A 26,587-nucleotide genomic window follows, 5' to 3' on the forward strand; every position below is an offset into this window, starting at 1 on the left:
GTGGCTAATGGGACTTGAACCCACGACAACCGGAATCACAATCCGGGGCTCTACCAACTGAGCTATAGCCACCACTGAGGTGTGTCGACTGCTGTTCTCAAGCAGTGCGCGGATTCTATATCGGTATTCGGGCTTTGACAAGGGCCTTTTAAAATTTTTTTTACTTTTTTTGTCTATTTGCTTTTTATTTGTGCTTTTAGGGCTTTTTCTCTGACTTTTCTGCTGGTGGCAGATATTTCATCAAAGAAATAGCTGTTTTTCGGCTGCTTAAATCAGTGCTGTTAAAGGAAGGTTTTTTTTGGATTTTGTTGCTTTTTCTCTGTCCTGGAAGAGAAAAATAAAAAAGGCACTGAAAGAAAACTTCCGGTGCCTTTTAGCTCGCTTTGGTTCGTTGGCGGTTAAATCACCCGGGAAAAACGCTGGTGATTGCGCTGCTCTTTCATATAGGCATCAAAGGTCATGCAGATGTTGCGGATCAATAACCGTGCTTTCTGGCTGACGGTGATGGCTTCGTCGGTATTGGTGAGCAAGCCGTCGCTGATGAAAGTGCTGAGCGCTGGCAGGTCATCACTGAAATAATCGTCAAAGTCGATACCGAATTTGTCATTGATGGTTTTTTTGCTGACATAGTGATTGCACATCAGTTCGCGGATCACTTCTCCACGGATTAGGTCATCTTCGGCCAATGCCAGGCCTTTTTCCTGGGCGTGCTGTTTGCTTTCTATCTGTTTGTAGTAGCTGTTGAGCTCTTTAACGTTCTGGCTGTAGCTGCTGCCGATGGCGCTGATGGCGGAGACCCCCAGGCCGAGTAAATCACAATTGCCTTTGGTGGTGTAGCCCTGGAAGTTTCTGTGCAGGGTACCGTTTTTCTGGGCGATGGCCAGTTCGTCATCGGGTTTGGCGAAATGATCCATGCCGATAAAGTCGTAACCGAAGCCACACAGGGTTTCGATGGCTAGCTTCATCAGAGCAAATTTTTCATCAACACTGGGCAGCCATTCGTCCCGCAGTTTTCTTTGCGCGGCGAAGCGGCTGGGCAGATGGGCGTAACTGAACAGGGAAATTCGGTCTACGTCCATTTCATGGGCCTTGTTCAGGGTGCGGGTAAAGGTATCTGTGTTCTGGTGGGGCAGGCCATAGATCAAATCGATATTGATGGATTTAAAGCCGACCGCTTTTGCCTCACGGATAAACTGGTGGATAAAATCGGTATCCTGCACCCGGTTAATGGCCTGCTGTACTTTCAGATCTATGTCCTGTACCCCTATGCTCAGGCGGTTAAAGCCGAGATCAAACAGGTGCTGCGCCAGGTCGAGTTCGATTTCCCTGGGGTCTATTTCGATACTCATTTCCAGCTCGTCGGAGAAATTGAATTTTTTCTTCAGCAGGGTGACCAGCAGGGTAATTTGTTCATGGGTCAGAAAGCTTGGCGTACCGCCGCCCCAATGTAGCTGCTTTACGGTATAACCGGTGAATAAGGCGGCGCGAGATGAGATTTCTGCTGCCAGATATTCTAGGTAGGTATCGGCTTTCTCCCGGTGACGGGTGATGATTTTGTTGCAGCCGCAGTAATAGCAAAGGCTGTGGCAAAAAGGGATATGCACATAGATTGAGAGTTCGCGGTTTTCCGATTCTTCTATGGCATGGATCAGGTCCGTCTGATTAAATTGATCGTTAAATTCCAACGCGGTCGGATAGGAAGTGTATCTTGGGCCGCTGGTATTGTATTTTTTCAGCAGTTTGTTGTCGAAAAACTGGCTCACTTGCATTGTATTCACCATAGAAAACGCAGGGTGCAAAATTCAGGAACACAGTATAGCTTTTGCCGATATTTACACCTTGATCGAGCGCAAGCTTAGGTAAAAAAGCCTAAACTTTGTAGGGTTTTTAATGGTTTATAAACTGGCTTTTAGCAGGCTGTTTAAATGAGGCGCCGTTCAAGCTCATTCCTTTGATGCTTGAGGCCGGGGTTTTCTTTAATCGGGAGGAAAAAGGGCCCGAATTAATCGGCACATTGAATGCATTTAATCGCCGCGGGTTGCACATGCAATCTTTTCTCGGCAATTTCTTCGCCGCATTCCAGACAGATACCATAATTGCCGCTATCGATGCGGGTAATGGCATTGGACAATTGTTGAATTTCTATTTTCGCTTCAGATTCCAGGGCGTTGAGGACTTCGTCATTTTCCCTCTCTCCCGCTTGTTCCGACCAGTCGGCATTGCGTCCTTCGGCAAAGTCCTGGTGGATGGAATCTATGCGTTGTTGAAGTGCGACAATGCGTTGGGTAAATTGTGTTTTCAGTTGCTCACTCATAATGTGCCCCTCAAAGTCTCTCTGGCTTGTATTCATGGCTTATTAATGCTGTTGCGGCTGATGGAGCTAAGCCGGCGGACAAAATTAACAGAGTAGAATTTTCACCAGAATTGTTTGAACAAAGTACCGGACGATTTAGGTGAGCAGCGCCGAAATTATTTCCTTAGCAGCTGGTAGCGCTCGTTGGCGTACTGATGTAAGAGTTCAAGATCCTGGCTTACCTTATCCCGTAATTCGGCTTCTACCTTCATACGTTCCAGATCCTGCTTCATACGTTGCTGCTTAGCGAGTTGTTTACGCTCATCTAAAATCGTCAAATGCTTTATGCGATTATATAATTCAAATATAGCAGGAAATTGCTGATCCAGTGCAGTGCTCTTCTTTAATGAGTCCAATAACACGCTTAAACGCCAGCAACCTTCGCTGTAATCGCATTGTTCTTCTTTCATCGCCCGAACTATGATGATCACGCTGTTAAGCACCTTAGCATCATGCTCGCTCAGGGCGGCCTGATGTCTTTGCTCGGCTTCTTGCTGCAACAGGGTTTGCTGTTTTAGCTGGCGCAATAATTTACCGGCATAAAATGCCAGTGCGGCTATGATGATAACCGCAAAGATAATGGCTATTAACCAGGGGGTGGACATGGTTTATCCTTTATTCGAATTCTGACAGATCACTGTTATCGAACTTATCCCAAAGCTCGTCTTCAGATGACGTTTTCTGAGCGGTTTCGCTCTCTTCGTCTTCATCATCCCAGCCGAGTAATTCACGCAATTGCTGGTGACGGGTCATTTTTTCATTGAAGTAGTCGACTTCGGCTTCGCTCAGGGCGACCTCGTCTTCCTGCTTTTCGAGAATGCTCTGTAATTGCGCATCTTCTTCAATGGCATATAGCTCCTGCTCTAACGAGGTATCCGGCTCTACGTCACGTATTGCGGCGATAGGCGAGGCCTGGACCCTGGCTTTCTTCGGCTGTTTCGTCATCGGCTGGGCCGGTTTACCTAAGGCTATCGGGGTTTTGCTGCCCAGGCGCGGATCTTTTTTGATGCCTGACCCCTGAGAGCCTTTAGTTTTCTTTTTCGCTTCAGTCTGGCGGTTGCCCGGCTTGTTGCCGGTTTGCTTCTTGGGTTTTTTATCGCTGCGCAGCGCTGTTTTGGTTTTGTCGTCTTTGACTATGCCGATGGAGCCGACTCCCGGCTTTCTGGATTTCTTTTTACGAGTCATAGGGAAAATAATCTTGCTACTGTTTAAGGCGGGTATTTTACGACATTAACAGCCAATAGAAAAATAAAAGCGTATAAAGAAAAAAAGCGATGGCCATTGCCATCGCTTCTGGAGATTATCATTGCAGGCTTTGCCTACAACTTTTAGTTTCCGATATAACCGGTTTCCCAACCTATTAGCACAGTCCCTGTAATCTCTGAACGCTTCCTATTTGTTTTTAATGCTTCCGTACTATATTTTTTTATTCTTGGTCTTCCTGACGCCTTATTGGCTGTCCATAAGGTCCTCTTGAACCTAAAAAGTACATCATCCTGATATTGAATAAACCATCCTTATTCAAAAATATTTATTCAAAATGCGAATAAACGATTGCTTTCCTTGCATATCAGTTCCCTGTTTTTATTATTTGCTGCCTGAGCAGCTGTTCAATACTTTACCCGAGATGAGCTCGGCAGCAAGTTATAAATGAAACTTTTTTAACGTTTTTTTATCGCGAAAATCTTACTTGCCTGTTTTTACTGGTAAAAAAAATGTAAATAAATCTTTCGTGAATTAGAAAAAAATCCGTTAATGGCGAATGTCTCACAAACTTTTAAGTTGTTATCCTACAGTTGATTTGTTGTCTTTTTATACGAAAAACTTCGTTTATTTGCCGATTTTTCAGGAGTGTCTGAATTCTTTACAACTTAATACCGCTGCCGTCTGCGCGCAGATCGGCAGATCAAAAAAACCAGCAAATGGCTTGCTGGTTTTTTCAAAAATATCACTCGAAAATCGGCTGAATTTCAGGTCATTTTTAAATGTAACCCAAATGTAGCCGCATCCGGCTGTTAATCCTGTTCATGTAACCAGGCAGCGTGCCTGGGAGCGCGTTTGGTTTGTGACCATTCTTCTACCATTAGCGGTGCCACACGCTTGAGTTCGGCAAACTGCTCGGGTGTGCCGGTATTGGCGGCAAGCTCCAGGCGGTGACCGTTGGGATCGAAGAAATAGATAGATTTAAACACGCCGTGGTTTACCGGCCCCAGTACTTCTACGCCTTTGCCTTCAAGCTCTTCCTTGGCGGCAACCAGGGCATCAAGATCTTCCACTTCCAGGGCGATGTGTTGCACCCAGGTCGGGGTGTTTTCGTCACGGCCCATTTTCGGAGAGTTGGGGATCTCGAAAAATGCCAGGACATTGCCCATGCCGGCATCTAAGAAGGTATGCATATAAGGATCCGGCGCTTTCGTTGACGGTACTTCGTTTTCCGCGATAGCAACGGTAAGCTCCATGTTTAACTTGTCTTTATACCATTCAACCGTTTCTTTGGTGTCGATGCAGCGGTAGGCCACATGATGAAAGCGTTTTAAATTAATCATAATATTCCGGGGGGTTAGTTGTCCTCATGGCGTTAGTTTGTACCATAAAGGTGTATTTTTCCCAAAATTTTCGCGTCAGTTAACTGCCTGGGCAGGCGTCAGCTATTTAATACGGGTGTACAAATAACTGTACACCCCTTGATGGCTATGGTGTTTTAGCCTTTTTTCGGATAGCTCAGGTAATGATGTTCTGCCAGCTGGCGGCCAGCTCGGCATCGGTTACGCTGATCTTGATTGCCGACAGCGGTGAGTCGCTAAAAGCCAGCTCAGAGCAAAGCAATTGATCGTCGCGGAAATAATAGCAGCTGACCGCCTGACCGGCGCTTAAGTGTTCGCCAAGCTGCTGCAGGGATTTTTCCGTGACCTTAAGGTTGTCCACGGCAATGAGCACATCATTGACCGCCAGCCCAGCCTTGGCGGCGGGGGAGTGCTCCACCACCACAGATATTTTCAAACCGCCGGCCTGTTCTTTAAATTGTGCCCCCAGGTAAGGGATATAATTATCGCTGCTGGTAGTGTCCAGGCTGTTCAGGCTTTTGAATTTTTGTGCTTCAAAGCTTACTCCAACTTTTGCCAGTAAAGGGGCCAGGGCTACCCGGTCCGGGGCATGTAGCAGGGCTTTAAAGGGCTCACTGATATCTTCACCGCATAAGATATTGGCGATATTGATAAAGTCGTCTTCCTGGGTGCCGATGCCGGGACGGCCGAAGTGGATCCATAATTCCCGCATCAGGGTATCCAAGCTGTATTGTCCGGCGGACTTGTCCCGGATGGTCAGATCCAGCCATAAGGCGATTAACGAACCTTTGGTGTAATAGCTGACGATATTGTTGACCGCATCCGGTCCCTGTTGATAGAACTTGGTCCAGGCATCAAAGCTGGACTCGGTTACGCTTTGTTTCAGCTCGCCGCCACCGCGGTAAACCCGGGTGGCGGTTTTGCTGAGCAGCTCCAGATATTGTTCAAACGGGATAATGCCGGCGCGGAACAGGGAAAAGTCATCATAATAGGAAGTGATGCCTTCATAGGCCCATAACTGCTTGGTATGGGATTCTTTTTGCAGATTATAGGGGACAAACTCTTTCGGTTTGATGCGACAGACATTCCAGGCGTGGAAATACTCGTGCGAGCATAAACTGAGGAAAGTTTTGTAGTTATCGCTTAATTCCTCCGGCTTGTTCGGGTTGGGCAGGTCAAAGCGGCTGGCCTGCAACACGGTCGAGTTTTTATGCTCCAACCCGCCGAAACCGCTGGCAAGCAAATGGGTGATAAACCAGTACTCGGTAAAAGGCGCTTCGCTGAACAGTTTAATATGATGCTGGCATAACTTAGCGACATCATCCGCCAGGCGCTGGTGGTCGCCGTAATGGCCGCTGGTAAAGACCAGGTGGTGCACTACGCCTTCGACGGTAAATTCAAAGGTATCCAGAATCCCTATGGCCACCGGGCAGTCGATCAGTTCATGGTAATCGGCGGCAATATAGTCGCCGAAGGCATATTTGTCTGTGCCTGTTGCCCGGGGCATGCCGGTGGCCACCTGCCAGTTATCGGCTTGTCCGGGAGGGTTGATGGTCAGCTGGCAGGCATGTTCGCTCAGCTCTTCTACCGCCAGGAAAGTTGAACTGCCGTTAAAGAAACCCCGCTGGCTGTCTAAATAGGCGGTGCGCACTGAAAGATCAAAAGCGAATACCTGGTAGCTTAGGCTGATTTGCTCATCTGTCGCGGTAACATGCCAGGTCTGCTTATCGCTTTTCTCTGCAGCCAGGGCTTGGCCATCGGCGGAAATGGCGCTCAGCTCAATGATATTTTTCGCAAAGTCTCTGATCATATAACTGCCGGGCAACCAGGCGGGCAGACTCAGGGTGTAGCTTTTTCCCGGTTCGCTGGCAAAGGTCATCTCGACGCTGAACAGGTGACTATGAATATTTTCCGGGGTGATCTGATAACAAATTTTATTTTTATGTTGCATATAGGTAACCAGGATAATTGTAATCTTGCTTGATTGCTTGGCTTATTCTGCCGGGCAAAGGAAGTGGGTGAAGTCTGGTTTGCACTTGATTTCAGCACCATCCCTTAGCGCACTGTATTAATTAACTAATAATAGTCGCGATACCGGAACAGGATAAAGAAAACTCCTGTTCCGGCGTGTTTGCTTTGGCCTTATTAAGCCAGAATAACGGTTTTGTCGCCGTTGAGGCAGATGCGTTGCTGGGCATGCATTTTCACGGCATGACACAGGGCAGTGGCTTCCAGGTCATGGCCTGAGTGCACCATTTGTTCAACGGTGAAGGTATGGTTAATAGGTTTGACTTCCTGCACGATAATCGGGCCTTCATCAAGATCTGCGGTCACATAGTGGGCGGTGGCGCCGATCACTTTTACCCCGCGGGCATGGGCCTGGTGGTAAGGCTTCGCCCCCTTGAAACTGGGCAAGAATGAGTGATGGATATTGATGGCGTTGCCCTGGAGTTTGACACACATATCGTCGGATAAAATCTGCATATAACGGGCCAGCACCAGCAGCTCGGCATCGGCGCTTTGCATCACGTCCAGGATGGCGGCTTCCTGCTGGGGTTTATTTTCCTTGTTGACCGGCAGGTGATGGTAGGGAATACCATGCCACTCCACCAGGGACTGACAATCCGGGTGGTTGGACACCACAGCAACAATATTGACCGGCAGCACACCGGCTTTCCACTTGGTTAACAACGAGACCAGGCAGTGATCGTCCTTGGACACGGCAATGACGATATTGGGAAGATCGTTGGCATTTCGGATGCGATAGCTCAGGTTGAGCGGCTTGGCGAGCTCGTCGATGGCGCTGACAAATTCTTCAAACGGCACTTTCAGGTTGCGGTCATCAAAGGCGATACGGGAAAAAAAGGTATCGGTATAGGGATCGCTGTACTGGGACGTTTCGGTAATAAAAGCGCCGTGTTCAAACAGGTTATGGGTAACTTTTGCTAAGACGCCTGAAGTATCAGGACATTGCCAGGTTAAAACGTATTGATTGTTGATTTGCATAATGTCTCACTTGATAGAAAAAGTTATTGTTTACCTTGCTTGGTCCTAATTGATTTTTATCCGATTTTTCCCCGGTTGTGAAAACGTTTGCGTTAGCGCTGCGAACTGCACTTGTTAAATGCTTAACAAGTTAAGGAGAAGCAAGCTAACCACAATAAGCCACAGCCCCTGTTCAGGGTTAACGGCGAGGTGTGCTGAAAGTTTTCGACAACAGAGAAGCGATTTAAATTTGAAAACGGCAAAGTCTGAGCTAACAGGTTAATTCCTGCCCGGTTAATTTACGACAGAAACTTACTTGTAGGCAAGGGCTCAGTGACGGAATTTGTGTTTATTTTTTATATAGAGGTTTTCTACTTTGGTCCGGGCCCAGGGGGTCTTGCGTAAAAACTTCAGCGACGACTTGATGCTGGGGTCGTGGGTAAAGCAGCGTATCTTGATGATTTGCCCTAATTCTTCAAAACCGTAATGCTCCACCAGTTCAGTGACTATGGTTTGTAAGGTAATGCCGTGCAAGGGATTAAAGGGTTGTTCGTTCATGTTTTTCTCTGTGGTGATATCGGCCTGCTGTTATTGTATCAAGTTAAGGACGACGAGCGCGAAAAAATTATCCACAAGAAAAATCTCTGTACGCAGCCCGTGAATTAGTGAAGAATGAATCAACAGTATTTTTGCGTACAGCCAGGGAAATTGCTTTGGTTATCCTTGCCGGATAACCAGGCTTGAGTCGGCCCCTGGCGATAAACGGATAGTTTTTGTTATGTTCAGCCAATTAAAATTTGCCCATAAAATCATCTTAACCGCAGCGGTCTTGCTTATTTTAACCCTGACGGTATCAAGCGCTTACCACTACCTTAAAATCAACGAGCAAACCGAAACCAACCTGGAGCGGGGTATTAATGAAATTGCTCGCTCGGTGTCGGGGAATATTGCCAACTGGCTCAACAGCAAACTGCAAATCGTCAATGCCATCGCACAAAGTACCCGGGAAGGCAGCGACAGTGCCACCATTTTAGCCACAGTGCAGCAGGCGCAAGTGGCTGGTTTGTTTAAAAACACTTATGTCGGGGTGGAGCGCAGCGGTGAGTTTATTGTTGATGATGTCAGCATTAAACTGCCGGATGATTTTGATGCCAGGCAAAGGCCCTGGTATACCCAGGTAAAACAGGATCGCAAGTCATCCTTTACCGAACCTTATGTCGATGCCTCAGTGAATAAACTGATTATTTCTGCGGTGGCGCCGATTGAGGATAACGGCGGTTTTATCGGGGCAGCCGGCGGCGATATTGAACTTGATGAAATTGCCGATATTATTAATGCCATCGACTTCCTGGAATTGGGTTACGCCTACCTGGTAAGTGATAACGGGAAAATTCTCAGTCATCCGCAAAAACAATATCTGGATAAAAATATCAGTGAGCTTTTTGGCTATCAACCCAGTTTTTCCCGTGAACTGGTGGAAATTCCCGAGAAGGAACAAATTGTTTCGTTTATCCCGGTAGAGGGCATTACGTCGGTAAAATGGTATGTCGGCGTGGTGCTGGATCGCGACAAAGCCTATGCCCCTATGGTGACGGCAAGAAACAATGCCATTTTATCCGGTTTTATCAGTGTGGTGGCGACCATAGTTATTTTGCATTTGCTGCTTAATCACCTGATGCAACCCATCAATCACCTGACGCTGGCGATCAAAGATATTTCCCAGGGGGACGGTGATTTAACCAAACGTTTGTCGGTAGACTCGCAAGATGAAATCGGCCAGTTATCCCATCATTTTAATGCCTTTATCGATACCATTCATGATTCCATGAAGCAGGTACATCAAACTGCCGGAGCCCTGGATCAGCATATCAACAGCGTGCGTCAAAGCGCCCTGTCCGGGATTGCAATGGCAGAGCAGCAATTGAGCCGGGGCGACAGTGTCTCCAGCGCCATCTCCGAACTTAACAGTTCGGCGCAGGAAATTTCTTCCAATGCGGTCACCGCCTCGAATTTAACCTCGGCGATGCAGGAGCAGTCAAGGGAAGGGGTGGATGCCCTGAGCAATAATATTCATTCCATTGAGCACTTATCCACGACTATGGGGCAGTCCAGCGGTGAAATCGAAAAACTGGCCACCGAAGCCCAGAATATCGGCAATATTCTCGATGTGATCAAAGGGGTCAGTTCGCAAACCAACCTGCTGGCATTAAATGCCGCCATTGAAGCGGCCCGGGCGGGAGAAGCCGGGCGCGGTTTTGCCGTGGTTGCCGATGAAGTGCGCCAGCTGGCGCAGCGCACCCAGGATGCTACCGGGGAAATTGAAGTGATGATCGACAATCTGCAAAACGGTACCGGCGCCGTGGTTACCAGCATGGGGCAAAGCCAGGAAAACAGTGCCACCAGCGTGGAAATGGCGGGTTTGGCCGATGAAAAAATGCAGCAGATCATCCAGTCCCTGACCCAGGTGGATATTGAAAACCATGCGGTATCGGATGCCACCCAGCAGCAGGCGGCAGTGATCAAAAGCATAGATGAGGATATCTTGCAGCTGATGGAATTAAACCAGCAGGGGGTGAGCAATCTGCAGCAAACCCAGAATGCCTGTGACGGCCTGCAACAGGAATTTGCCGGGTTAAATACCCTGGTGGGGCAGTTTAAGGTTTCCTGAGTGTTTGCGCGGTAAAAGGTTAAGGGGGGCTGCTTGAGGTCTCTTCTTTACTGGCTTTAAAGGAGCGGACCAGGGTGTTGATATCCCTGAGCAGGTTTTTGCAGGGAGTGTTTCTGGAAATGCCGATGGAGACGTTTAAGGTCTCCACCACAAACGGCAGACGTTTCATTTCTTTGAACCTGGGAAAGTGGCTGAGCCACTTTTTTTGCGACCTGATAGAAGAGACATAATAATCGCCCCGCTTATGATGCAGCATGTCGGCGAATAAACGGTCGTTTTTAACCCGTACTGTCTTGTCTTTGGCCAGTTCCTCTATCCTGTGGCCCTTAAAGCTGCCGTAACCCTCCACCCGCCAGTAATTGGCCAGGTCTTCGACTTTTTCGATGTTCAGATCTCTGTTCTTGGCGACAAAAGCATAGAGGTTAATATGATGAAAAGGCTCGGAAAAGACCAGGTGTTCGCTGCGTTCCGGACTGGGAATCAGGCCCGCGATCAAATCTATCTTATTGTTTGCCGCCATAAACATCATTCTCGGCCAGGGGATATTAATATAATAGCGAAACGGTTTATCGTATTCCCTGCTCAGGCGGCCGATCAAGCCGTAGGCATATCCTTTGGTTTCCTGTGATTGAGGGTCCAGATAAGACACCGGCGGCCAGTCACCGGCACCGCCGGCACGAATAATCGCACAAGCCTCCTGTGCGCCGGCGATAGACGGGGCAAATAGCAGCCAGGCAGACAACAACCAGTTAGGGCCGCTTAACCGGGAAATATTACAGGCCGAAGTCATAATAAACGGATAACCCTAAGGTACGTGGTCTTAGCGGGCTGGCGACTATGGCCTGATCGCTCAAGGCCGCCGAGGTCGCTTCCCTATGGTCAAACAGGTTGCTGATATAAAGCGCCAGCCGCCATTGCTGCAGGGAGAAGTGATAACGCAGCGTGGTACTGCTATAGCCATTGAGTTTTAAATAACCGGGATCTCCGGGGAAGGCGGTGACCATATCGCCGACCTGGCGGAAATCGACACGGATCAGGTTATCCTGCCCCAGCCCATGGTCAAGGTGATAATCTGCCGAGATCGCCACGGACCATTTTGGGCTGTGGGGCAATTGATCGCCGTCGAATCCGGCCGAGGCTAGTTGTCCGGCCCCGGGCTGATCTTGTGTGAGGCGGGCATCAAGCAGGTTAATTCCGGAGTAGATCTCTGTATTTTCCCCCAATGATGTTTTCAGCTCCAGTTCTAACCCGGTGGCCCTGGCTTTGCCGGCATTGGTGATAAAGGTAAAAGCGCCGGTTGTCTCATCTGTGGCCTGGGTCTGGATATCGTCCCAGTCCATTTGATAGACGGCGCCGTAAAAACGGGCGCGATTATGGTTAAAATTCAGCTTCCAGCCCAGTTCATAGTTAATCAGCGAGTCGGCTTTATATGCCGGGGCATTGTCGGCAAAACCCAGTGGCTGATTGACGCCCCCCGGGCGAAATCCTTCGCTGATTTGCCCGTATAACAGGGTGTTTTTATGCCATTGATAACTGAGGTTAACTTTCCCTACCCAGCTGTCGTCCTTGACCTTCTGGGCGATAAATTTTCCCGGCGGGCCAAAAATAGAGGCCAAAGTTTCCTGGCGGTCTTCTTTTTCACTTTGATACCACCTCAGGCCTGCTGTTGCCTGCCAGCGGGGAGTAAAAGCATAACTGACTTCTCCGAATACGGCTTTGCCCCGGGTGGTGCCCTGGTTGTCCCGGGCAAATAAGCGGTTTAACGCCACTCCCTGGTTATCAAATTCCATCTGGCCGCTGCTGTTGGTGAAAGCCACCTGGCCGAGACGGGAATTATCCCGTTGCTGGTAATATAAGCCGCCAAGCCAGTTAAATGCCCCGGTGCCCTGTGAAAAAAACCGTAATTCGGCGGCCTGGGAATAAACGGTTTCCCTGCCCCAGGAAGCGGTGCCAGCCAGGCAATCGGGAAAGTCATCGAGCTCACAGCCGAGCATGCTGAACACAAAGCGTGAGGTATCGAACAGACGCAAAAACTCCCGGTCGATATAGGAGAAGCTGGCAATCGCCCCTAAGCTGTCTGTGTCATAGCGGTAACTGAGGTTCAGCATTTTCAGGGTATCGGTTAACGGGGTTTGCACAAAGTTTTGTTGCCGGTAGTGATCCGAGCCGAATGTCTGCAGGTGGTAATCAAAAGCGGCGCCGGTTTCCACTTCCTGAAAAAAAGTACTGACGCTGACCTGGGATCGGGGAGAAAGACTCCACAGCAGGGCTGCCCGGCCTCCCCGGGTCTGGTCGTCATTTATTTCCTGCCGGCCATAGACCACATCGTCAATATAGCCGCCGGTATCGCTATAATATCCGGACAGGCGTAAGGCCAGGCTATCCTGGCCCAGGGGAATATTGACCATGCCTTTAAGGCCGTGGGAGGCATCGCCGTCCCGGGTGGTTTCCGCATGCAGGGCCAGGGCCGCTTCATACACCTGCAACTCAGGCTGGCGGTAGAGGATTTTGATCACCCCGCTCATGGCCCCCTGACCATATAAGGTGCCCTGCGGCCCCCTGAGCACTTCTATCCGATCGATATCCCAGAGGGTGAGATCAGATTGCTGGGCGCCGGCATTGCTGTCTTCGCCGTTAAAGCCGGCGCCGCTAACGGGGATCTCATCGTAATAAAGCGCGACCTGGGGTTCGCCGCTGGCGATAATGCCGCGGATAATATAGCGTTTATCACTCGGGCCATGGTCGGTGCTGTATAAGCCGGGAATACTGGTAAACCAGTCGGAGAAGTGTCTGGCACCGCTGTTTTCAATGTCCTGTGCTGTTAATACGCTGACGGCCATACTGGTTTCCTGCAAATAAGCCTGGCGCTTATTGGCGGTCACCTGGATTTTTTCGATTTCCTTTTCCGTTTGTTCCGACTTGGTTTGTGGCCAGGCCGTTGGGGTAAGCAGGAGCATGAGGCACAAAATGGTGGTTTGCCTGGCGATGGCATTCAGTCGCTGCACTCCCGTTAATAGCAGCGGGTAATTGGCCGGGGGCGTTTGCTTCATGGGGTAAATACGACCAGTTTTTGGTTTCCTGAGTATAGGTTAAAACTTCGGCATCATCATAAAGACACCCGGCAGCAGCCTTACTTGTCTGCAGCAACAGGCATTGGCTGGCTAACGGCAGGTAAAATTTGCAGATAGGCGATATATTTCTCCCGTTGGAAATTTTATCCCGGGTCGGTGGGTCTTTTGCTGAAATCATTAACTTAAAATCAATCCATTAACATGAAATTTATGCACAAACTTATAACCGCCGCCATGGCTTTATTGTTTATTGTTACCGTTCAGGCCAAACCCATTGCCGAAGATGTCAACATGATCCGCCCGCTGCTCAACGGCCAGCAGGCTCCGGAAGTGATGGTCACTACGGTGGCAGGCAAAGAAGTGAATTTACAGGATGTTCTTAGCGGCAAGAAAACCATCTTGTTCTTTTATCGCGGTGGCTGGTGTCCGTTTTGTAATACGCAAATGGGACAGCTTAAAAAAATCAGCGGCCGTTTAAATGGCATGGGCTTTCAGCTGATCGGCATATCAACCGATGCTCCTGCAGGGCTGAAAGAAAGTATCAAAGAACGCGACCTGGATTACACTCTGCTGTCCGACTTTAACTCCCAGGTGAGCCAAAGTTTTGGTTTGGCCTATTTTGCTTCACAAAAAACCACCGAGCGTTATATGTCGAAAATGAAACTTGATAACCCGCTGCAAAAAAACCAGCAGGGCCAGGAGCGTTTGGTTTTGCCTGCGCCCGCCGTTTATGTTTTTGATGCTAAAGGCCTGGTTCAGTTTAACTATGTTAATCCAAACTTCCGGGTACGGTTAGACGAAGAGTTGTTACTCAAAGCGGCTGAATTAGTTAAATAAACTTTTATCGTTCTTATACGTTGTAAATGATGAAACCGCTCTTTGGTTAGCTGTTTCATCATGTTAAGGCTTATTCAGCCGGAAATGCTTGGCACCAACAGCAGAAAGCTTCTCAAACAGTGCATAGAAATCACAACTTATTTGATAATGTATTGTTAATTATTTGTTGATATCATTTTTATTCTGATTATACTGGAAAAGTCTTGTTTAAAAGATAACCAGCCTTTCATCTCAACCAGGGCTATGAAAACACCAATACAAAGGATAGTAAAATGATAAATAAAAATAAAAAACTTTTAAAAATGGCTTTATTAGGCATGTCTATCGCGTTAGCCCCGGCGATGTCAACTGCCGCCAGTAGCTGTGGTTCTCATTGTCTTACAGAAATGCGCGCATGTTTAAGTGTTGACAGTGGCTCTGAGACCTGTTTTTACAAATATGAAAGTTGCATGATCAGAAGCGGTTGTCCTGGTTGGGCATAACGTTTACTTTGTCTTTAAGTGTTCATAATGAGCAGCCCGAATGAGTGGTATTTATAACTACAGCCATCTACGGGATAAGGCAGTGCTCTGCTTGTAGGAAAACTTTGACTGGTATAAAGTCAATCAGTCTTTATTCGGTCAAAGCGATATGAGCACCTACTGCAAATGAATACTTTGATAACAGGAGAATGCTAGTCTTAAGACGTACCGTCAATGGCTACTATTCTCCTTTTTTATGAAGCTGTTAGCAGATTACACCGATAAATTTTCCCGATGTGACTTCTTCCATTCGTTCGCTATTGAATAACCCGGCAACTCTTTGATCTTACTCTCTGTAAATTCAATCAATGCTTCGTCGGTGAGTGTAAAATCAACGGTAAATTTACAAGGTTGGTTCACATACCAAGGGGTATCGGTAAAAATTTCAAAGCGATTATCTTCAGGATCTCTAAAATAAATGGACCAGGTGCTGCCATGAGAGACGGTCTGGATATTTATTTCAGGCATTTGCTGCAAGGAGGTATTAAACAATCTCAACTCAGTAAGAGAGCCAACCCTGAAAGAAATATGATCTACCGGGCTTGCTATTGACCGGTGAGACTGCCTGGGATTTAAAACAATTTGGTGGTGCTCGTTTGGACTGCGGCTTAAAAAAACCATGCCGTTTTTACCTTCCCCCCTGTCGGTAACAACAAAACCTAAAGCTTTTGTATAAAATGCTTCCATTTGAGTAAGATCTTGAACATATAATTCAACATGACTTAAAAGCATGTTTGGCATTTTTACTTCTTTTGATACAGCCATTTGCGCGCTTTTCTCCTATGCCCGATAAGGGCTGTTAACTAGTTGGCTAAAGATGAAGCAAAGCGGCAGCTGGCCAACCGAGAAAGTTACCGCTTTAGTTGTTATTTGGTTAGTTGCTTATGCATGATGAAAGAGTCAACAAAGCCGAGTTTTTTGTGCTGATATGCCTCAGGAATTGTCCCGATAATTTCGTATCCCAGCTTTTTCCATAAGTTAACGGCAACTTCATTGGAGGAAACCACCGAGTTAAATTGCATTGCACGATAACCCAGTTCTATCGCCACTTGTTGAGAATGCAAACATAACTTGCGGGCAATACCTTTTCCCCGGCTTTGCGGGCTAACCATGTAACCGCAATTAGATATATGAGAGCTCGGGCCGGAGGCGTTTGCTTTAATATAATATGAGCCGAGGATCACACCATTTTCTTTGATGACAAATGATTTTTCGGGAGACAAACACCACAAGTTATAAGCCGATTCAAAACCAATGTCGGGATCAAATGCGTAGGTCTCTTGAGCCGATACTATTTCCTTAAAAACAGGCCAAAATGATTCGAAATCACTTCTTGTCATTTCACTAATTTTCACTATACCTCCAGAGAAAAAATGCTGTTTTGGGCGTCGTGGTAAAGCTTGTTAAAGGCAGCCAGCCCAAAGATCGTGAGTTAATTTTGTTGCTGAGATTTCCCGGCAACCACTTCTGTTTGTTCCTGCCCAAAGGGGGGAAAAATCAGCTTGATTTTGTGACTCGGCCTTTGCTCTTAAAGGAGCAAGTGTAATTGATGCATAGGGAAATTCCGGCGCTTTATCAGAAATATAATTTAAATCTCTCATAAGCTCATTGCTAATCCCCCTGGCCAGACGGCCTGAAAATATATTGGTCAAAGCGGTTGTGCTGTTTTTTGACTTTATGGCATCCCGGTGAATATCGCTTGTTTTTGCTTCGTCACACAGAAGATAAGAGGTGCCAATCTGAACGCCTGATGCTCCCTGCTTGAGCAGTGCTTTGATATCGCTGGAAGCTGCGATACCTCCGGCAGCTACAATGGGCACAGATAATGCCTTTTTCAAACAAGCCAAGAGCTCAGATGTCGATACTTGTGTCGAGGGATCTGAAGTCATGAACATCGCTCTGTGGCCACCGGCTTCACTTCCCTGGGCTATTACCACATCAGCGCCATTTTCCTGCAGCCAAATACCTTCATCTTTTGTCGTTGCCGAAGACACTACTACCGTGCCCCATGATTTTATTCTGGCGACAAGATCTGCTGGTGGCAGGCCAAAATGAAAGCTCATTACCGGAGGTTTATAGGGTTCGAGTATGTCAGCAACGCTGCTATCAAAAGGAACTCTGAGGCCAGAAATCTTTTCAGGGGGATTGACTGAAAGTGAGTCGTAATATTTTTTCAGTGTCTGTTCCCATGTTTTAAGCGCCTGATGATCAATGGCAGGCATTACATGACAGAAAAAATTAAGATTATAAGGTTTTTCTGATCTGTCTCTAAAGTTGTTAACTTCGGATAAGATTTGCTCTTTAGTCAGCATGCCGCAAGGGATCGAACCAAGTCCTCCTGCTTCTGATACTGCAACGGCTAACTCCCAGTTCTGGACACCGGCCATGGGAGCCTGAATGATTGGCTTGGTAATGCCTAGGGTATGGCACAAGTTCATTGTTGTCTTCCTTGAAAAAGATGTGGACAGCTCCAATCTGATTTCTGCGTTTGTTTCTAATCGTGCAAATTTATGGATGTACTATGTTGTACTTTTTGCGATTGATAAGGCTTATTTACAGGCAATCAGAAAAGCATTGGCTAACGTTACTTTTTCTTTAGCTTTTTCTGATACAAAGCGTCAAATTCAGTTATGCTTAGCTTGAAAACCTGACAAATTTCAATGAGCTCTATATAGTCAAGTTTGCGCTCGCCACTCTCATATTTAGAAACAAAACTTTGAGGCTTACCAAGGATGTTGCCTAACTTGGTCTGGTTCATGTCCTTGTCACGGTTTCGAAGCTCTCTAAGCAGCTCCCTCAACTTTACCCTTCTTTCGTCCCAGGATTTGTTAGTCATGTGATATTTCAACGCTGGTGAAAAATCCCAATTTAGTATATTTTTTCAAATATCCCATTTTGGGATATTTACACCTGCAAGAAAGCGGTTTAACATACTCCGGGTTAACAGCGGCAGTAAAATTAGCAGCTTGCTGATGCGTTGCCATCTCCTGTTAACTGCACTAGCAGAGCAATAAATAAACTCGCCTTTCTTAAGGCAATACGGACATAAAAAGATAAGTAAGGATATTTTGTGTTTAGATTCGTAACCGCTGATGACTTACGGCGCATGAGATTGTTTTGCGGCTACTCCACCGAAAAGATGGCCAAAAAAATTTCTGTTAGCCACACCACCTATAAGCAATACGAGGCCGGCATAAAGCAGCCTGAAATAGGTGTTTTCAAGTGGCTGCTCGTTTATTGCCGGCTAGGCATTACCCCTGTGCTCATGCAGCTCCGTGAGCTAATAATCCACTTCAAAAAGAATAAGGACTTTAAAAATGACAAAACCAACACTTACCCTAAGCCAGCAAAGAAACCACACGGCCAGGTTGAGCAAGAAGATTTTGAAAACAAATGATCTCAAAATGATCACCGGTGGCAGCGGTATTCATAACGGCGATGATCCGGCTGCACCGACGGTGGTAACTCCGGTGGCCGACAGGCAAACGGTTAAACCTGTTAACGGCTGATGCGGCGATAAAAAAGGTGTTGAAGGCGGGCTGGTTTTCCTGCCCGCTATTATGGCCAATAGACGAAGGACAAGGCGACAATGGCAAAATTAATCTTGATATTTTTGGCGGTCTGCTATGCGATCATCAGTCAGAATGCCTTGCATGTATCTGTGCTGATAAACATTTCATTGTTAGTGATCATCTTCATGAACAGGCATAACGTAAATATTGTACATGTTTGCGCCTGTTTGCTGGCGGTGTACTTTATAGAAATGCTTATTTTTGAAAACCTTATTATGACCAAGAGTGCCACCGTCAGTCAGGTATGGATTAACGCAGTTATCTACAGCACACATTTTGCGATAGATTTGACGTTATTCCTGTTATTGGCTTTCAGGGTGCCGCTAACCAGGGCAAGACTGCAGAAGCAGGGTAAACCTTATGCCCATATTTTTACCTATAACAGCGAATTTGCTTTAACAAGCCTGTTTGCTGTTTTTATGCTGGTAGACCTGCTGGCATTGGTTGAGAATTTTATCAGGCACCTGGACGAATTGGGCCTGAGTGCTGAAGCCGTGCAAATATTTTCAAACTGGAGCCTGGTTTTTTATAGCTATATCCCGGTAAAGAGCGTGCTGTTAGGCATCAGCTTTTTGCTGATTTGGTCTATGGCAACGTCAATAGGACAAGACAAATATAAAAAAGGGGCAGCAGGCTGATTGCCATTTCATCAAGCCTTTTAGGTGATGAAACAGACTACCAAAAGCCTGTTTCATCATAGCTCATGTATAGAAGACAATGGGGGTTAACATGTTCCCGGCTATGAAACTATATTCGCAATAGTAAACCAAGCGTGCAAAGCAGCAGCCCTGATAAAGAAAGCCATTGTTGTATCTTTGGATTGCCAATGGTTGAGATCTCTTTAGATTTAAAGATATCTTTTAAGGGGGAAAAAAATAATTTAGGAATTAACCCTGCGCTTAATAACAGAAAAAACACGCCAACGGTCATGAGTAATTCCCTGATATTAACCTCGACAATTAAAAAGTCATAAATGCCAGTTATTAAAATTAAAGCTGAAAAACTGACACATAAAACTAAAATTACCTTTTCTTTAAAGGGTAAGTGATTCAATACCGAGTTCTCCTGATTGCAGCTCATGCTTTAAGCCACCGCCCAGTCTACCTGTTCAACACCCAAGTGCAAATAGCCGGTTATAATTCACCAATTGCATGTAATTGATTAATAGCATGTCCCACTTTGGCCTTAGGATAATGATGCGCCTGCAACTTAATAGTGGCCTTTAATCCGCTCCACTAAAAAATCCACCGCGACTTTGATTTTGGGCACATGATATCGCTGTTTTTGATAAAGCAGGTAAATAGCCAGCCCCGGTTTTTGGGTAATACTCACGGCTGGATTAATGTCTATTTCTACCAGCTCCCCCCGCTCAATATAAGGCTTAAGTATCCATCGCGGCATCATCACAATACCTTCACCTTCAACCGCCTTTCTTAGTAGCCACTCATCACCATTGCTGATCACCACCGCAGGTGCTGATACGTCGCGCCATTGACCGTCAATCTGGCACAACCAGGGGTTAGGACCAGTAGGCATACGATAATAAAGCCCTTTATGCTGAGGCAGATCTAACGGTGTTTTTGGCGTGCCCATACGCGCCAGGTAGTCAGGAGAAGCAACCGGATAAAAAGTATTGTCAATTAACGGCAAAGCAACTACCCGCTCATTTGGTGCATGACCACCACGAATGGCGATATCTACCTCGTCGTAACTAAAAGCCGCTAATTCATCACTTAAATGAACCTCCATAACCAGATCCGGGTATAGCTCACCCAGTTCGTCCAATAGCGGAAATAGAATACGCTCACCCACACCGACCATGGCACTGATCGATAACTTACCACTCGGTTTCGTTTGGTAACTTTTCACCAGCTCATTACTTTTCTCCAGCTGACCGAGTACTTCACTGACCTGCTGATAATATTCGCGACCCACTTCTGTTGGTTGTACAACCCGTGTGGTGCGTTTTAAAAGCGTCGCCCCCAGACTTTCTTCCAGGCTGGCAACACGTCGAGATAAAGATGAAGAAGGTACAGAAAAGAAAGCCGCTGCTTTATTAAAGTTGCCTAACTCAACAATTTTCACAAAATACTTTAAAGCCCGAAGCTCATCCATTTGCAATATCACCTCGCTATTAGTGTCTTTTAGGCAACAAAGAAACCCAAAATGGCCTCTATATCCTCCAAAAATTATAACTTAGCATATTTCTATTGTTTCAAACACGGCTTAGTCATCAAAAAGTGATGAAAGCAAAAGTAAGATCTGAGGATATTCATTATGACGACCAATACTGCAATTAATCTAATTAAGCACCATGAAAGTGGCGCTATCAGTGCTGACTTTTTCCAAACGGTGAAATTGGACAAACCCAGCATAAAGGAGGGTGAATTACTGGTTAAACAAAACCACATGTCCCTTGATCCTGCAATGTTTGGTTGGATGAATGCGGACACCGAAAGCTATATTCCACCGGTAGAGCTAGGTAGTGTAATGCGCAGCTTTGGTATTGGTGAAGTGGTTGAGTCCAGTCACCCTGACTTTAAGGTAGGTGATCGCGTTACAGGCATGATGGGCTGGCAAGAATATTTCTTAAGCAATGGGGAAGGGCTGGACAAGGTGGACTCGCCCCTTCCGGATGCGGATGTCTTGTCTGTATTTGCCTTGCCTGGATTAACAGCAACCCATGGACTTTTTAATGTGGGTCAGCCCAAAGCGGGTGAAACACTTGTGGTTACAGGTGCCGCAGGCGCTGTTGGCTCTATTGTAGGGCAATTGGCAAAAGCAGAGGGCCTGCGAGTGATAGGCATTGTCGGCAGTGAAGAAAAAGCAGATTGGATCGTTAAAGAACTGGGGTTTGATGGTGCAATCAACTATAAGTCTGATGACCTCGATACTCAGTTAGCGGCCCTGACACCTAAAGGCATTGACCTATTTTTCGAGAATACTGGCGGCCCCGTACAGCACCTTATTTACAACAGAATGAACGAACATGGCCGTATTGTTGTTTGCGGCCTGATCGCAGATTATGAAAATGGCGAATACCGAGCAGCCCCAAGCTGGATCAATGTCATTAAAAAGCGTTTAACCGTTCAAGGCTTTGTGATGACAGACCATTTCCATAACTCCCCAGCGCTATTGGAGAAATTTGCACCATACGTGATGGAAGGCAAAATCAAACACCGCTCGCATGTGCTAGATGGTTTAGAGTCAGCCATATCCGGATTGAATTTACTTACCACAGGTGGCAACAAAGGTAAGCTGATTGTTCGATTGTAGTCTGAGTTAAATGAACAGAGCATCTTGGCGGCAAGGTGCTCTGTGTTTAAGGCTGCTATTTCCAAAATAGGCGCTTATAGTTTGACCGTTTCATTTATTTATAGCTTTACACATCGACCTTTTATATTTGTCCTGTCTTGTGAAATAAGTCACCGCCCAGAGTGGTGATAAGGCGATGCCCGGTAGAGCAAGTTTAACTTAGGTGTAATATAAAGAATTACTGACCTCCTTCATTTACTTTCAACTAGATTTAACCATCTTGTTATCCATGGCTAGAATGGCAAACCATTATTAATAGGATGATAGGAACGATTATTTTTTGCTGAGCCGTATTCCGCTGCTTCAGCAATCAATACAACCAGGTTGTTGCCCTGCCGGTATGGTAAAGATAACTGTTTTACCTGATGGTGCGGTGTGATTTTTATAGCCAGTAGCGTTGGAACTTCCTCTGATGATACCTCCAGTGTAATTCTCCGCTGTATCTGCTTCAGTCAAAGCAGTGCCATCATGCTTAAAGAAGGTAACCCTGACATTAACAGCAGAGCTGGTGATGTTTGTCATACAGGTGTCCATGCTTGTAACCTCCACGCTTTTAAAATCACTAAAGAAAAAATAAATATTGACTTTTAATTGAGAAAACTATAATCCTTTGAATAACTTCATAAAAAGGATGTATAACATGCATAAAAAATTATTAACCGTAACACTACTAGCTTCATTAACAACTTTTTCTGCATTTTCTAAAGACAACATAATCGTTGATGTTAATAACCCAGTTGTTGGTCTGATCGGTGCGAGTTATGTTGACCCGGAAGCATCAATACATAACACCGTAGGTTTAACCAGTTTAAATGGTTCATCTTACCGCGGTATTGCCGACTATTTAAAAGCGACAACCATCACAAAAGCAAAAGGCTTAGTGTATCGAGAAAATGCTGAAGGTGGTGCCACCAGCGGTGGTGCTAATGGCTTTAAATCAATGTTACAACAAGCGCAAGAATTGGTAGAGCACACCACACAATGGGCTGACGGTACACATATGAAAGCCGCGGTTATATTTTCATTTAATGACTGCAAACATACCTTAGCAGGTTTGTGTCCAAGTCAAAGTGACGTTATTAGCGCTTCAATAAACAATACACTTGATACAATAAATTACCTGCAAAGTAATAACGTTAAGGTTTTTATTGTACGTGCTCCAAGTTACGATGATCTAGACTTCCCATTAACAGAGCAAATATTTTCAGACGTTATTCCTGGTTTTGCAATGGTTGATGAGCAAGGTTATCAACTGATCCAAGATACTTTCCAAGAATATGTTCATAACCTTGATGGCGTAACAGTTATTGATGCATGGCAAGAATTTGACCATATGGGGGATGGCTTACACCCTGATCATAAATCAAAGCGAAAAGCGGCTAAAGTCATTAACACAGTACTTGAAAAAGCACTAAAAGATAAAATGTAGTTTGTGTTTTATTGAATGCTCCATCAATTGTATTTTGAAGTGCTTTCATTAGGAAATAGATATCTCTGAATAAATTCAAACTTCCAATAACAAAAGCTATAGGAAATATAATTACTGGCATCAGTTCGATTATCTGTTATAAACCAAAAAACATTTAACGCCTAAATCAGGTGCGCCGTAGGCGTCACCTGGATTTACTTGTTATATTTTCACTTTGGCAAGTACTTTTTTATGAAGAACCTTTGTATATGTGGTGATTTCTGGATAGATAAAATCTTCAGTAATACCGTAAAGTTTCAATTCCTCATGTATTGCCTTTGCATGTTCATACTGTATGTCAATACGAATGATACCTGCTGAATTATCAACCCTTTTTAACTCTGATATGTCTGCTATAGTATTAGACTCATTAAAATCTGAGGCACTATATTCAACATTTTCGATATCTTTAGAAAAAAGAAGTACACCCTGTTGATTTCTAATTCTTGGATTTATTGGTAATGGCTCTATGATAAAACTGTTTGGATTATGTAAAGTTACAGTTGCGATTCCTTTAATGTAGTTAACTCTTTCAGTATTAAGGACTCGATCAGCTAATTCAGCTTTTTGTGGATTAGTTAAAGCTAGCATACCCATTGCTCTTGAATGAAGCTTATCATGCAGCATTATAGGTGGGATAAGACTATCCGGTATAAATGCATCACTATTATTTGTTAGTTGATGAAATTCATGTGCGAGATCTATATCAGATTTACTCAAGCTCTTTCTTTCATAAATTTCAGCCATTGAGGAAAGATTTTTTTGTTCTTGCTTGATTGACATGAACAAGTCATTGCTACTTGATACTGCGGTAGGATTTTTATGACTGTTAAATAGCATAAAGATAGAGCAGTCATTATCCTTTTTGGCAGATTCAGTTGCGAAGAATAAAGCTACTAATGGGTTTTTTGTTAGATCTATTAGCCGAGTCGATAAACCATAATGTTGAGCAACCATTAGTAAATCAAGTTCATTTAGCTCGTAATTCTCTAGCTCATGAATTTCTGAATAAATTGGCATATTTTTACTGAAATTTAGAAATAATTCTCTGGCTAATCTATACCCAAAGTTATCTGGTTCATTACCTGATTTGTTGTTGTTTATAAATCTATAAATAGAAGAGCTTATGTCATATTTAGAAGAACTCTGTCCCCTAAAAAAAGCTTGTGACTCATTGTTATAGCATTGTTTTACTATTTTTAGGAAATCTCCAACTGACTCAATTGGCACTTCAAATGTTCCTTATAACTCGATTGAAAATATAACGCTTGCTTTTGGGTATTTTTATTACCGTTTAGACGCGAAGCGGCTGGTAATTAAAATTCCCATAATAGGCACTTGTTAGGTTTTTACACACATACATATTTTTTAAAAGACCAGAACAAACCGATAAAAATCGGTAGTGAACCGAGAATATAAAATAAATTGGGATATAAACTACTTTTAACCTTATTACGTATAGCTGTACTTAAAATGGGGTGTATTATGTGGTTTTTATTCTCGCCTTCCAGCTTCACCAAAGCATCCACATTAGCATTTAAAATTTTATTGTAATATTTGATATCTAAAAGCCATATCGCGATCCAAAATATACACAATGTAAGGAACATAAAAATTAAAAATATAAAAGGTACTTTATCGGAGTTTTTAGCAATTATCCCTATGGTGGTCATCAAGATAGAAAGTAGAGCAAGTGCTTGTATTCTCAGTTTTAATATTATTCCGTTAAAATGCACAGTCATATCTTCATACTTACACCACAATTCGAAAAATTGTTCGTTTTTTTCAGCTTCTGTCATTTAATTAAAATCAATCTATTTAATAGAGCACGTATATAACTTAAAGCCTAACGACGCGCTCTGCGGCAATTTTAGAGCGCAGCGGAAAAATTGTCCGATAGCAGCGCCTTGTTATGTCTGTAGCTCAAGAGGATTCTCCCTAAGAGCCATGGTAATGAACTGAATGTACTCTCCTATAGCTTCAGTTAAGCTATGGCCATTTTTACTCCGTTCAGTAAGCTCCTGAAGCAAAATAGCATTTCTCTGCACTTCTAGTTTACTTAAATCTAGATGGTCATAGTCCTGGAATACACTGCCAAAGATAACATGCTCTTCAATCATGCCTCTCCATTTCTTTGCATATTCGTCTTGATTTTCGTTGTCACATGCATAGGCAAATGCCCCGGCTATTGCATCAGCAAGTTGAACTCCATGAACAATTTTTGAATCTACTAAGTTAAGAGGCTCCCTTAGATTAAAGGTAATAGGAGAATCCATGCCTGCAACATGCGAATATTTCTTGTCTTCCCTATTGATCATGACATTGAAAATTTCTTGATCTTCACTCAATGGCTTTGATTGATCGCAATAAGCCGTTAATTGATCGTATTCTTGCCCCCATTCAGCCAGCAGGCTAAAAAGTGCTGTATTTGTTAAATCCAGCACCCATTTTCCTGCACCACTACCAACATAACCATCTAGTTCTTCGACTACAGCTTCTTTGTTATGGATAGCAAAGTCACATATTTGCTCCAAAACTGGAGATATACCTTCGTCTTTGGATGATGAAAATAGTGCTTTAAGCCCTTCAAAATCCCCAGTTCTCATCAGATTTTCGAAGTCTTCAAATATCTCTTCGGCCATCGCGCCTCGGACGCTTAATTCCACATGAAGCATGTTACTTATAAAACGATGGAAATTGATATTGTAAAATATAGAATTTACGCTCTGGATAGCTGGTTCAAATATATATTCAAAAAACTTACCAGCTAAGGCATATTTCTTGTCAGAGACAGAAACTTTAAACCTACCTTTAAAGTTTTGAATTATTTCATCAACTGCTCTTTTCCCCTTTACACCTTTTAATAATTTACCCCCTTTTATTTCACCATTTTGAATTCTGTATTTTTTAATGATGTACTCCACAAAATCCTGAGCCTCTTGATGTGGGCATTCAATTGAGGCGTAGCAAAATATCTTTTGTTGCTTATGAAGGAGGTTGTTACCCGTAAACCCAGACTCATCAAAATGTAAAATTGCGTTTGTTTTATCCTTTGTCAAATCCATACTAATTCCTTTTCTATTTCGACTATTCCTGCGAATTCTTCCTGATACTGCCCTATATGTGACTATGTCTGGATGCTTTCTTCTAATTTTCTGATAGTTAATCAAGGGTAGAAATCCTCAGGGACATAACGCTTGCAGCAGTGGAGAGCGTAGCGAATCCGATGGCTG

The 26,587-nt window shown here is 44.8% G+C and carries 26 protein-coding genes and 1 pseudogene; 7 read left to right on the top strand and 20 right to left on the bottom strand.

Annotated features, from left to right (window positions below; all coding sequences use genetic code 11):
- Positions 1-398 precede the first annotated feature (398 nt).
- From hemN to QL234_RS26710, 8 genes and pseudogenes are all read right to left on the bottom strand, one after another.
- On the bottom strand, positions 399-1,769 hold the full coding sequence (gene hemN / locus QL234_RS26675) for an oxygen-independent coproporphyrinogen III oxidase (RefSeq protein ID WP_281560927.1): 1,371 nt from the start codon (positions 1,767-1,769) through the stop codon (positions 399-401).
- 233 nt (positions 1,770-2,002) lie between these two features.
- A complete protein-coding gene (locus tag QL234_RS26680) occupies positions 2,003-2,314 on the bottom strand; it encodes a TraR/DksA C4-type zinc finger protein (RefSeq protein ID WP_044834048.1) in 312 nt (103 codons plus the stop codon).
- A gap of 155 nt (positions 2,315-2,469) precedes the next feature.
- Positions 2,470-2,958, bottom strand: coding sequence for a DUF2489 domain-containing protein (locus tag QL234_RS26685; protein WP_281560806.1), 489 nt, complete (start codon positions 2,956-2,958; stop codon positions 2,470-2,472).
- A gap of 10 nt (positions 2,959-2,968) precedes the next feature.
- A complete protein-coding gene (yihI, locus tag QL234_RS26690) occupies positions 2,969-3,538 on the bottom strand; it encodes a Der GTPase-activating protein YihI (protein WP_281560807.1) in 570 nt (189 codons plus the stop codon).
- An 830-nt stretch (positions 3,539-4,368) separates the two neighbouring features.
- Positions 4,369-4,899, bottom strand: coding sequence for a VOC family protein (locus QL234_RS26695; RefSeq protein WP_281560808.1), 531 nt, complete (start codon positions 4,897-4,899; stop codon positions 4,369-4,371).
- Between the two features lie 175 nt (positions 4,900-5,074).
- Entirely contained in the window at positions 5,075-6,868 is a 1,794-nt protein-coding gene (locus tag QL234_RS26700; protein WP_281560809.1) for a PDZ domain-containing protein, read from the bottom strand.
- A 194-nt stretch (positions 6,869-7,062) separates the two neighbouring features.
- Entirely contained in the window at positions 7,063-7,923 is an 861-nt protein-coding gene (gene purU / locus QL234_RS26705) for a formyltetrahydrofolate deformylase (protein WP_281560810.1), read from the bottom strand.
- Positions 7,924-8,250: 327 nt separating this feature from the next.
- Positions 8,251-8,460, bottom strand: a pseudogene (locus QL234_RS26710) (VF530 family protein); the annotation flags it as partial.
- Positions 8,461-8,680: 220 nt separating this feature from the next.
- Between QL234_RS26710 and QL234_RS26715 the strand changes: the two are divergent.
- Positions 8,681-10,570, top strand: coding sequence for a methyl-accepting chemotaxis protein (locus QL234_RS26715; RefSeq protein ID WP_281560812.1), 1,890 nt, complete (start codon positions 8,681-8,683; stop codon positions 10,568-10,570).
- Positions 10,571-10,589: 19 nt separating this feature from the next.
- On the opposite strand, the gene QL234_RS26720 is transcribed toward QL234_RS26715, so the two are convergent.
- Positions 10,590-11,360 (bottom strand): transporter substrate-binding domain-containing protein, encoded by a 771-nt coding sequence (locus tag QL234_RS26720; RefSeq protein WP_281560813.1) that lies wholly within the window; start codon positions 11,358-11,360, stop codon positions 10,590-10,592.
- The gene (locus tag QL234_RS26725; RefSeq protein ID WP_281560814.1) at positions 11,344-13,620 is read right to left on the bottom strand and encodes a TonB-dependent receptor; all 2,277 of its coding nucleotides are present in this window, start codon (positions 13,618-13,620) and stop codon (positions 11,344-11,346) included. Before QL234_RS26725 ends, QL234_RS26720 begins: the two co-directional genes overlap by 17 nt.
- A gap of 231 nt (positions 13,621-13,851) precedes the next feature.
- On the opposite strand from QL234_RS26725, the gene QL234_RS26730 reads away from it, so the two are divergent.
- Positions 13,852-14,478 carry a peroxiredoxin-like family protein gene (locus QL234_RS26730; RefSeq protein ID WP_281560815.1) on the top strand — a complete coding sequence of 209 codons (627 nt, stop codon included), beginning with the start codon at positions 13,852-13,854 and terminating at the stop codon, positions 14,476-14,478.
- 272 nt (positions 14,479-14,750) lie between these two features.
- A complete protein-coding gene (locus tag QL234_RS26735; RefSeq protein ID WP_281560816.1) occupies positions 14,751-14,960 on the top strand; it encodes a hypothetical protein in 210 nt (69 codons plus the stop codon).
- A gap of 252 nt (positions 14,961-15,212) precedes the next feature.
- Here the strand turns inward: QL234_RS26735 and QL234_RS26740 are convergent, their stop codons facing one another.
- From QL234_RS26740 to QL234_RS26755, 4 genes are all read right to left on the bottom strand, one after another.
- A complete protein-coding gene (locus QL234_RS26740) occupies positions 15,213-15,764 on the bottom strand; it encodes a VOC family protein (RefSeq protein WP_281560817.1) in 552 nt (183 codons plus the stop codon).
- A 101-nt stretch (positions 15,765-15,865) separates the two neighbouring features.
- The gene (locus QL234_RS26745; RefSeq protein WP_348650738.1) at positions 15,866-16,354 is read right to left on the bottom strand and encodes a GNAT family N-acetyltransferase; all 489 of its coding nucleotides are present in this window, start codon (positions 16,352-16,354) and stop codon (positions 15,866-15,868) included.
- A gap of 48 nt (positions 16,355-16,402) precedes the next feature.
- Complete coding sequence (locus QL234_RS26750; protein WP_281560818.1) at positions 16,403-17,437, bottom strand: nitronate monooxygenase; 1,035 nt, start codon at positions 17,435-17,437, stop codon at positions 16,403-16,405.
- A gap of 146 nt (positions 17,438-17,583) precedes the next feature.
- Positions 17,584-17,835, bottom strand: a complete 252-nt coding sequence (locus QL234_RS26755) for a helix-turn-helix transcriptional regulator (protein WP_281560819.1) — start codon at positions 17,833-17,835, stop codon at positions 17,584-17,586.
- 481 nt (positions 17,836-18,316) lie between these two features.
- Between QL234_RS26755 and QL234_RS26760 the strand changes: the two genes are divergently transcribed.
- Together QL234_RS26760 and QL234_RS26765 are read left to right on the top strand one after the other, a co-directional pair.
- Positions 18,317-18,508 carry a hypothetical protein gene (locus QL234_RS26760; RefSeq protein ID WP_281560820.1) on the top strand — a complete coding sequence of 64 codons (192 nt, stop codon included), beginning with the start codon at positions 18,317-18,319 and terminating at the stop codon, positions 18,506-18,508.
- Positions 18,509-18,588: 80 nt separating this feature from the next.
- A complete protein-coding gene (locus tag QL234_RS26765; RefSeq protein ID WP_281560821.1) occupies positions 18,589-19,209 on the top strand; it encodes a hypothetical protein in 621 nt (206 codons plus the stop codon).
- A 109-nt stretch (positions 19,210-19,318) separates the two neighbouring features.
- On the opposite strand, the gene QL234_RS26770 is transcribed toward QL234_RS26765, so the two are convergent.
- Together QL234_RS26770 and QL234_RS26775 are read right to left on the bottom strand one after the other, a co-directional pair.
- A complete protein-coding gene (locus tag QL234_RS26770) occupies positions 19,319-19,624 on the bottom strand; it encodes a hypothetical protein (RefSeq protein ID WP_281560822.1) in 306 nt (101 codons plus the stop codon).
- 156 nt (positions 19,625-19,780) lie between these two features.
- Positions 19,781-20,686, bottom strand: a complete 906-nt coding sequence (locus QL234_RS26775; protein ID WP_281560823.1) for a LysR family transcriptional regulator — start codon at positions 20,684-20,686, stop codon at positions 19,781-19,783.
- Between the two features lie 162 nt (positions 20,687-20,848).
- On the opposite strand from QL234_RS26775, the gene QL234_RS26780 reads away from it, so the two are divergent.
- Positions 20,849-21,847 carry an NADP-dependent oxidoreductase gene (locus QL234_RS26780; RefSeq protein WP_281560824.1) on the top strand — a complete coding sequence of 333 codons (999 nt, stop codon included), beginning with the start codon at positions 20,849-20,851 and terminating at the stop codon, positions 21,845-21,847.
- A 342-nt stretch (positions 21,848-22,189) separates the two neighbouring features.
- On the opposite strand, the gene QL234_RS26785 is transcribed toward QL234_RS26780, so the two are convergent.
- On the bottom strand, positions 22,190-22,408 hold the full coding sequence (locus tag QL234_RS26785; protein ID WP_281560825.1) for a hypothetical protein: 219 nt from the start codon (positions 22,406-22,408) through the stop codon (positions 22,190-22,192).
- 118 nt (positions 22,409-22,526) lie between these two features.
- On the opposite strand from QL234_RS26785, the gene QL234_RS26790 reads away from it, so the two are divergent.
- The gene (locus QL234_RS26790; RefSeq protein ID WP_281560826.1) at positions 22,527-23,315 is read left to right on the top strand and encodes a hypothetical protein; all 789 of its coding nucleotides are present in this window, start codon (positions 22,527-22,529) and stop codon (positions 23,313-23,315) included.
- A gap of 201 nt (positions 23,316-23,516) precedes the next feature.
- Here the strand turns inward: QL234_RS26790 and QL234_RS26795 are convergent, their stop codons facing one another.
- The 3 genes from QL234_RS26795 to QL234_RS26805 all read right to left on the bottom strand — a co-directional run bounded on the left by QL234_RS26795 (position 23,517) and on the right by QL234_RS26805 (position 26,419).
- Positions 23,517-24,584 carry an FRG domain-containing protein gene (locus QL234_RS26795; protein ID WP_281560827.1) on the bottom strand — a complete coding sequence of 356 codons (1,068 nt, stop codon included), beginning with the start codon at positions 24,582-24,584 and terminating at the stop codon, positions 23,517-23,519.
- 119 nt (positions 24,585-24,703) lie between these two features.
- Positions 24,704-25,153 carry a hypothetical protein gene (locus tag QL234_RS26800; protein WP_281560828.1) on the bottom strand — a complete coding sequence of 150 codons (450 nt, stop codon included), beginning with the start codon at positions 25,151-25,153 and terminating at the stop codon, positions 24,704-24,706.
- Positions 25,154-25,264: 111 nt separating this feature from the next.
- Complete coding sequence (locus QL234_RS26805; RefSeq protein ID WP_281560829.1) at positions 25,265-26,419, bottom strand: DUF3800 domain-containing protein; 1,155 nt, start codon at positions 26,417-26,419, stop codon at positions 25,265-25,267.
- Between the last annotated feature and the right edge of the window lie 168 nt (positions 26,420-26,587).

The organism is Thalassomonas sp. RHCl1 (assembly GCF_947387555.1).
Classification (GTDB): domain Bacteria; phylum Pseudomonadota; class Gammaproteobacteria; order Enterobacterales; family Alteromonadaceae; genus Thalassomonas.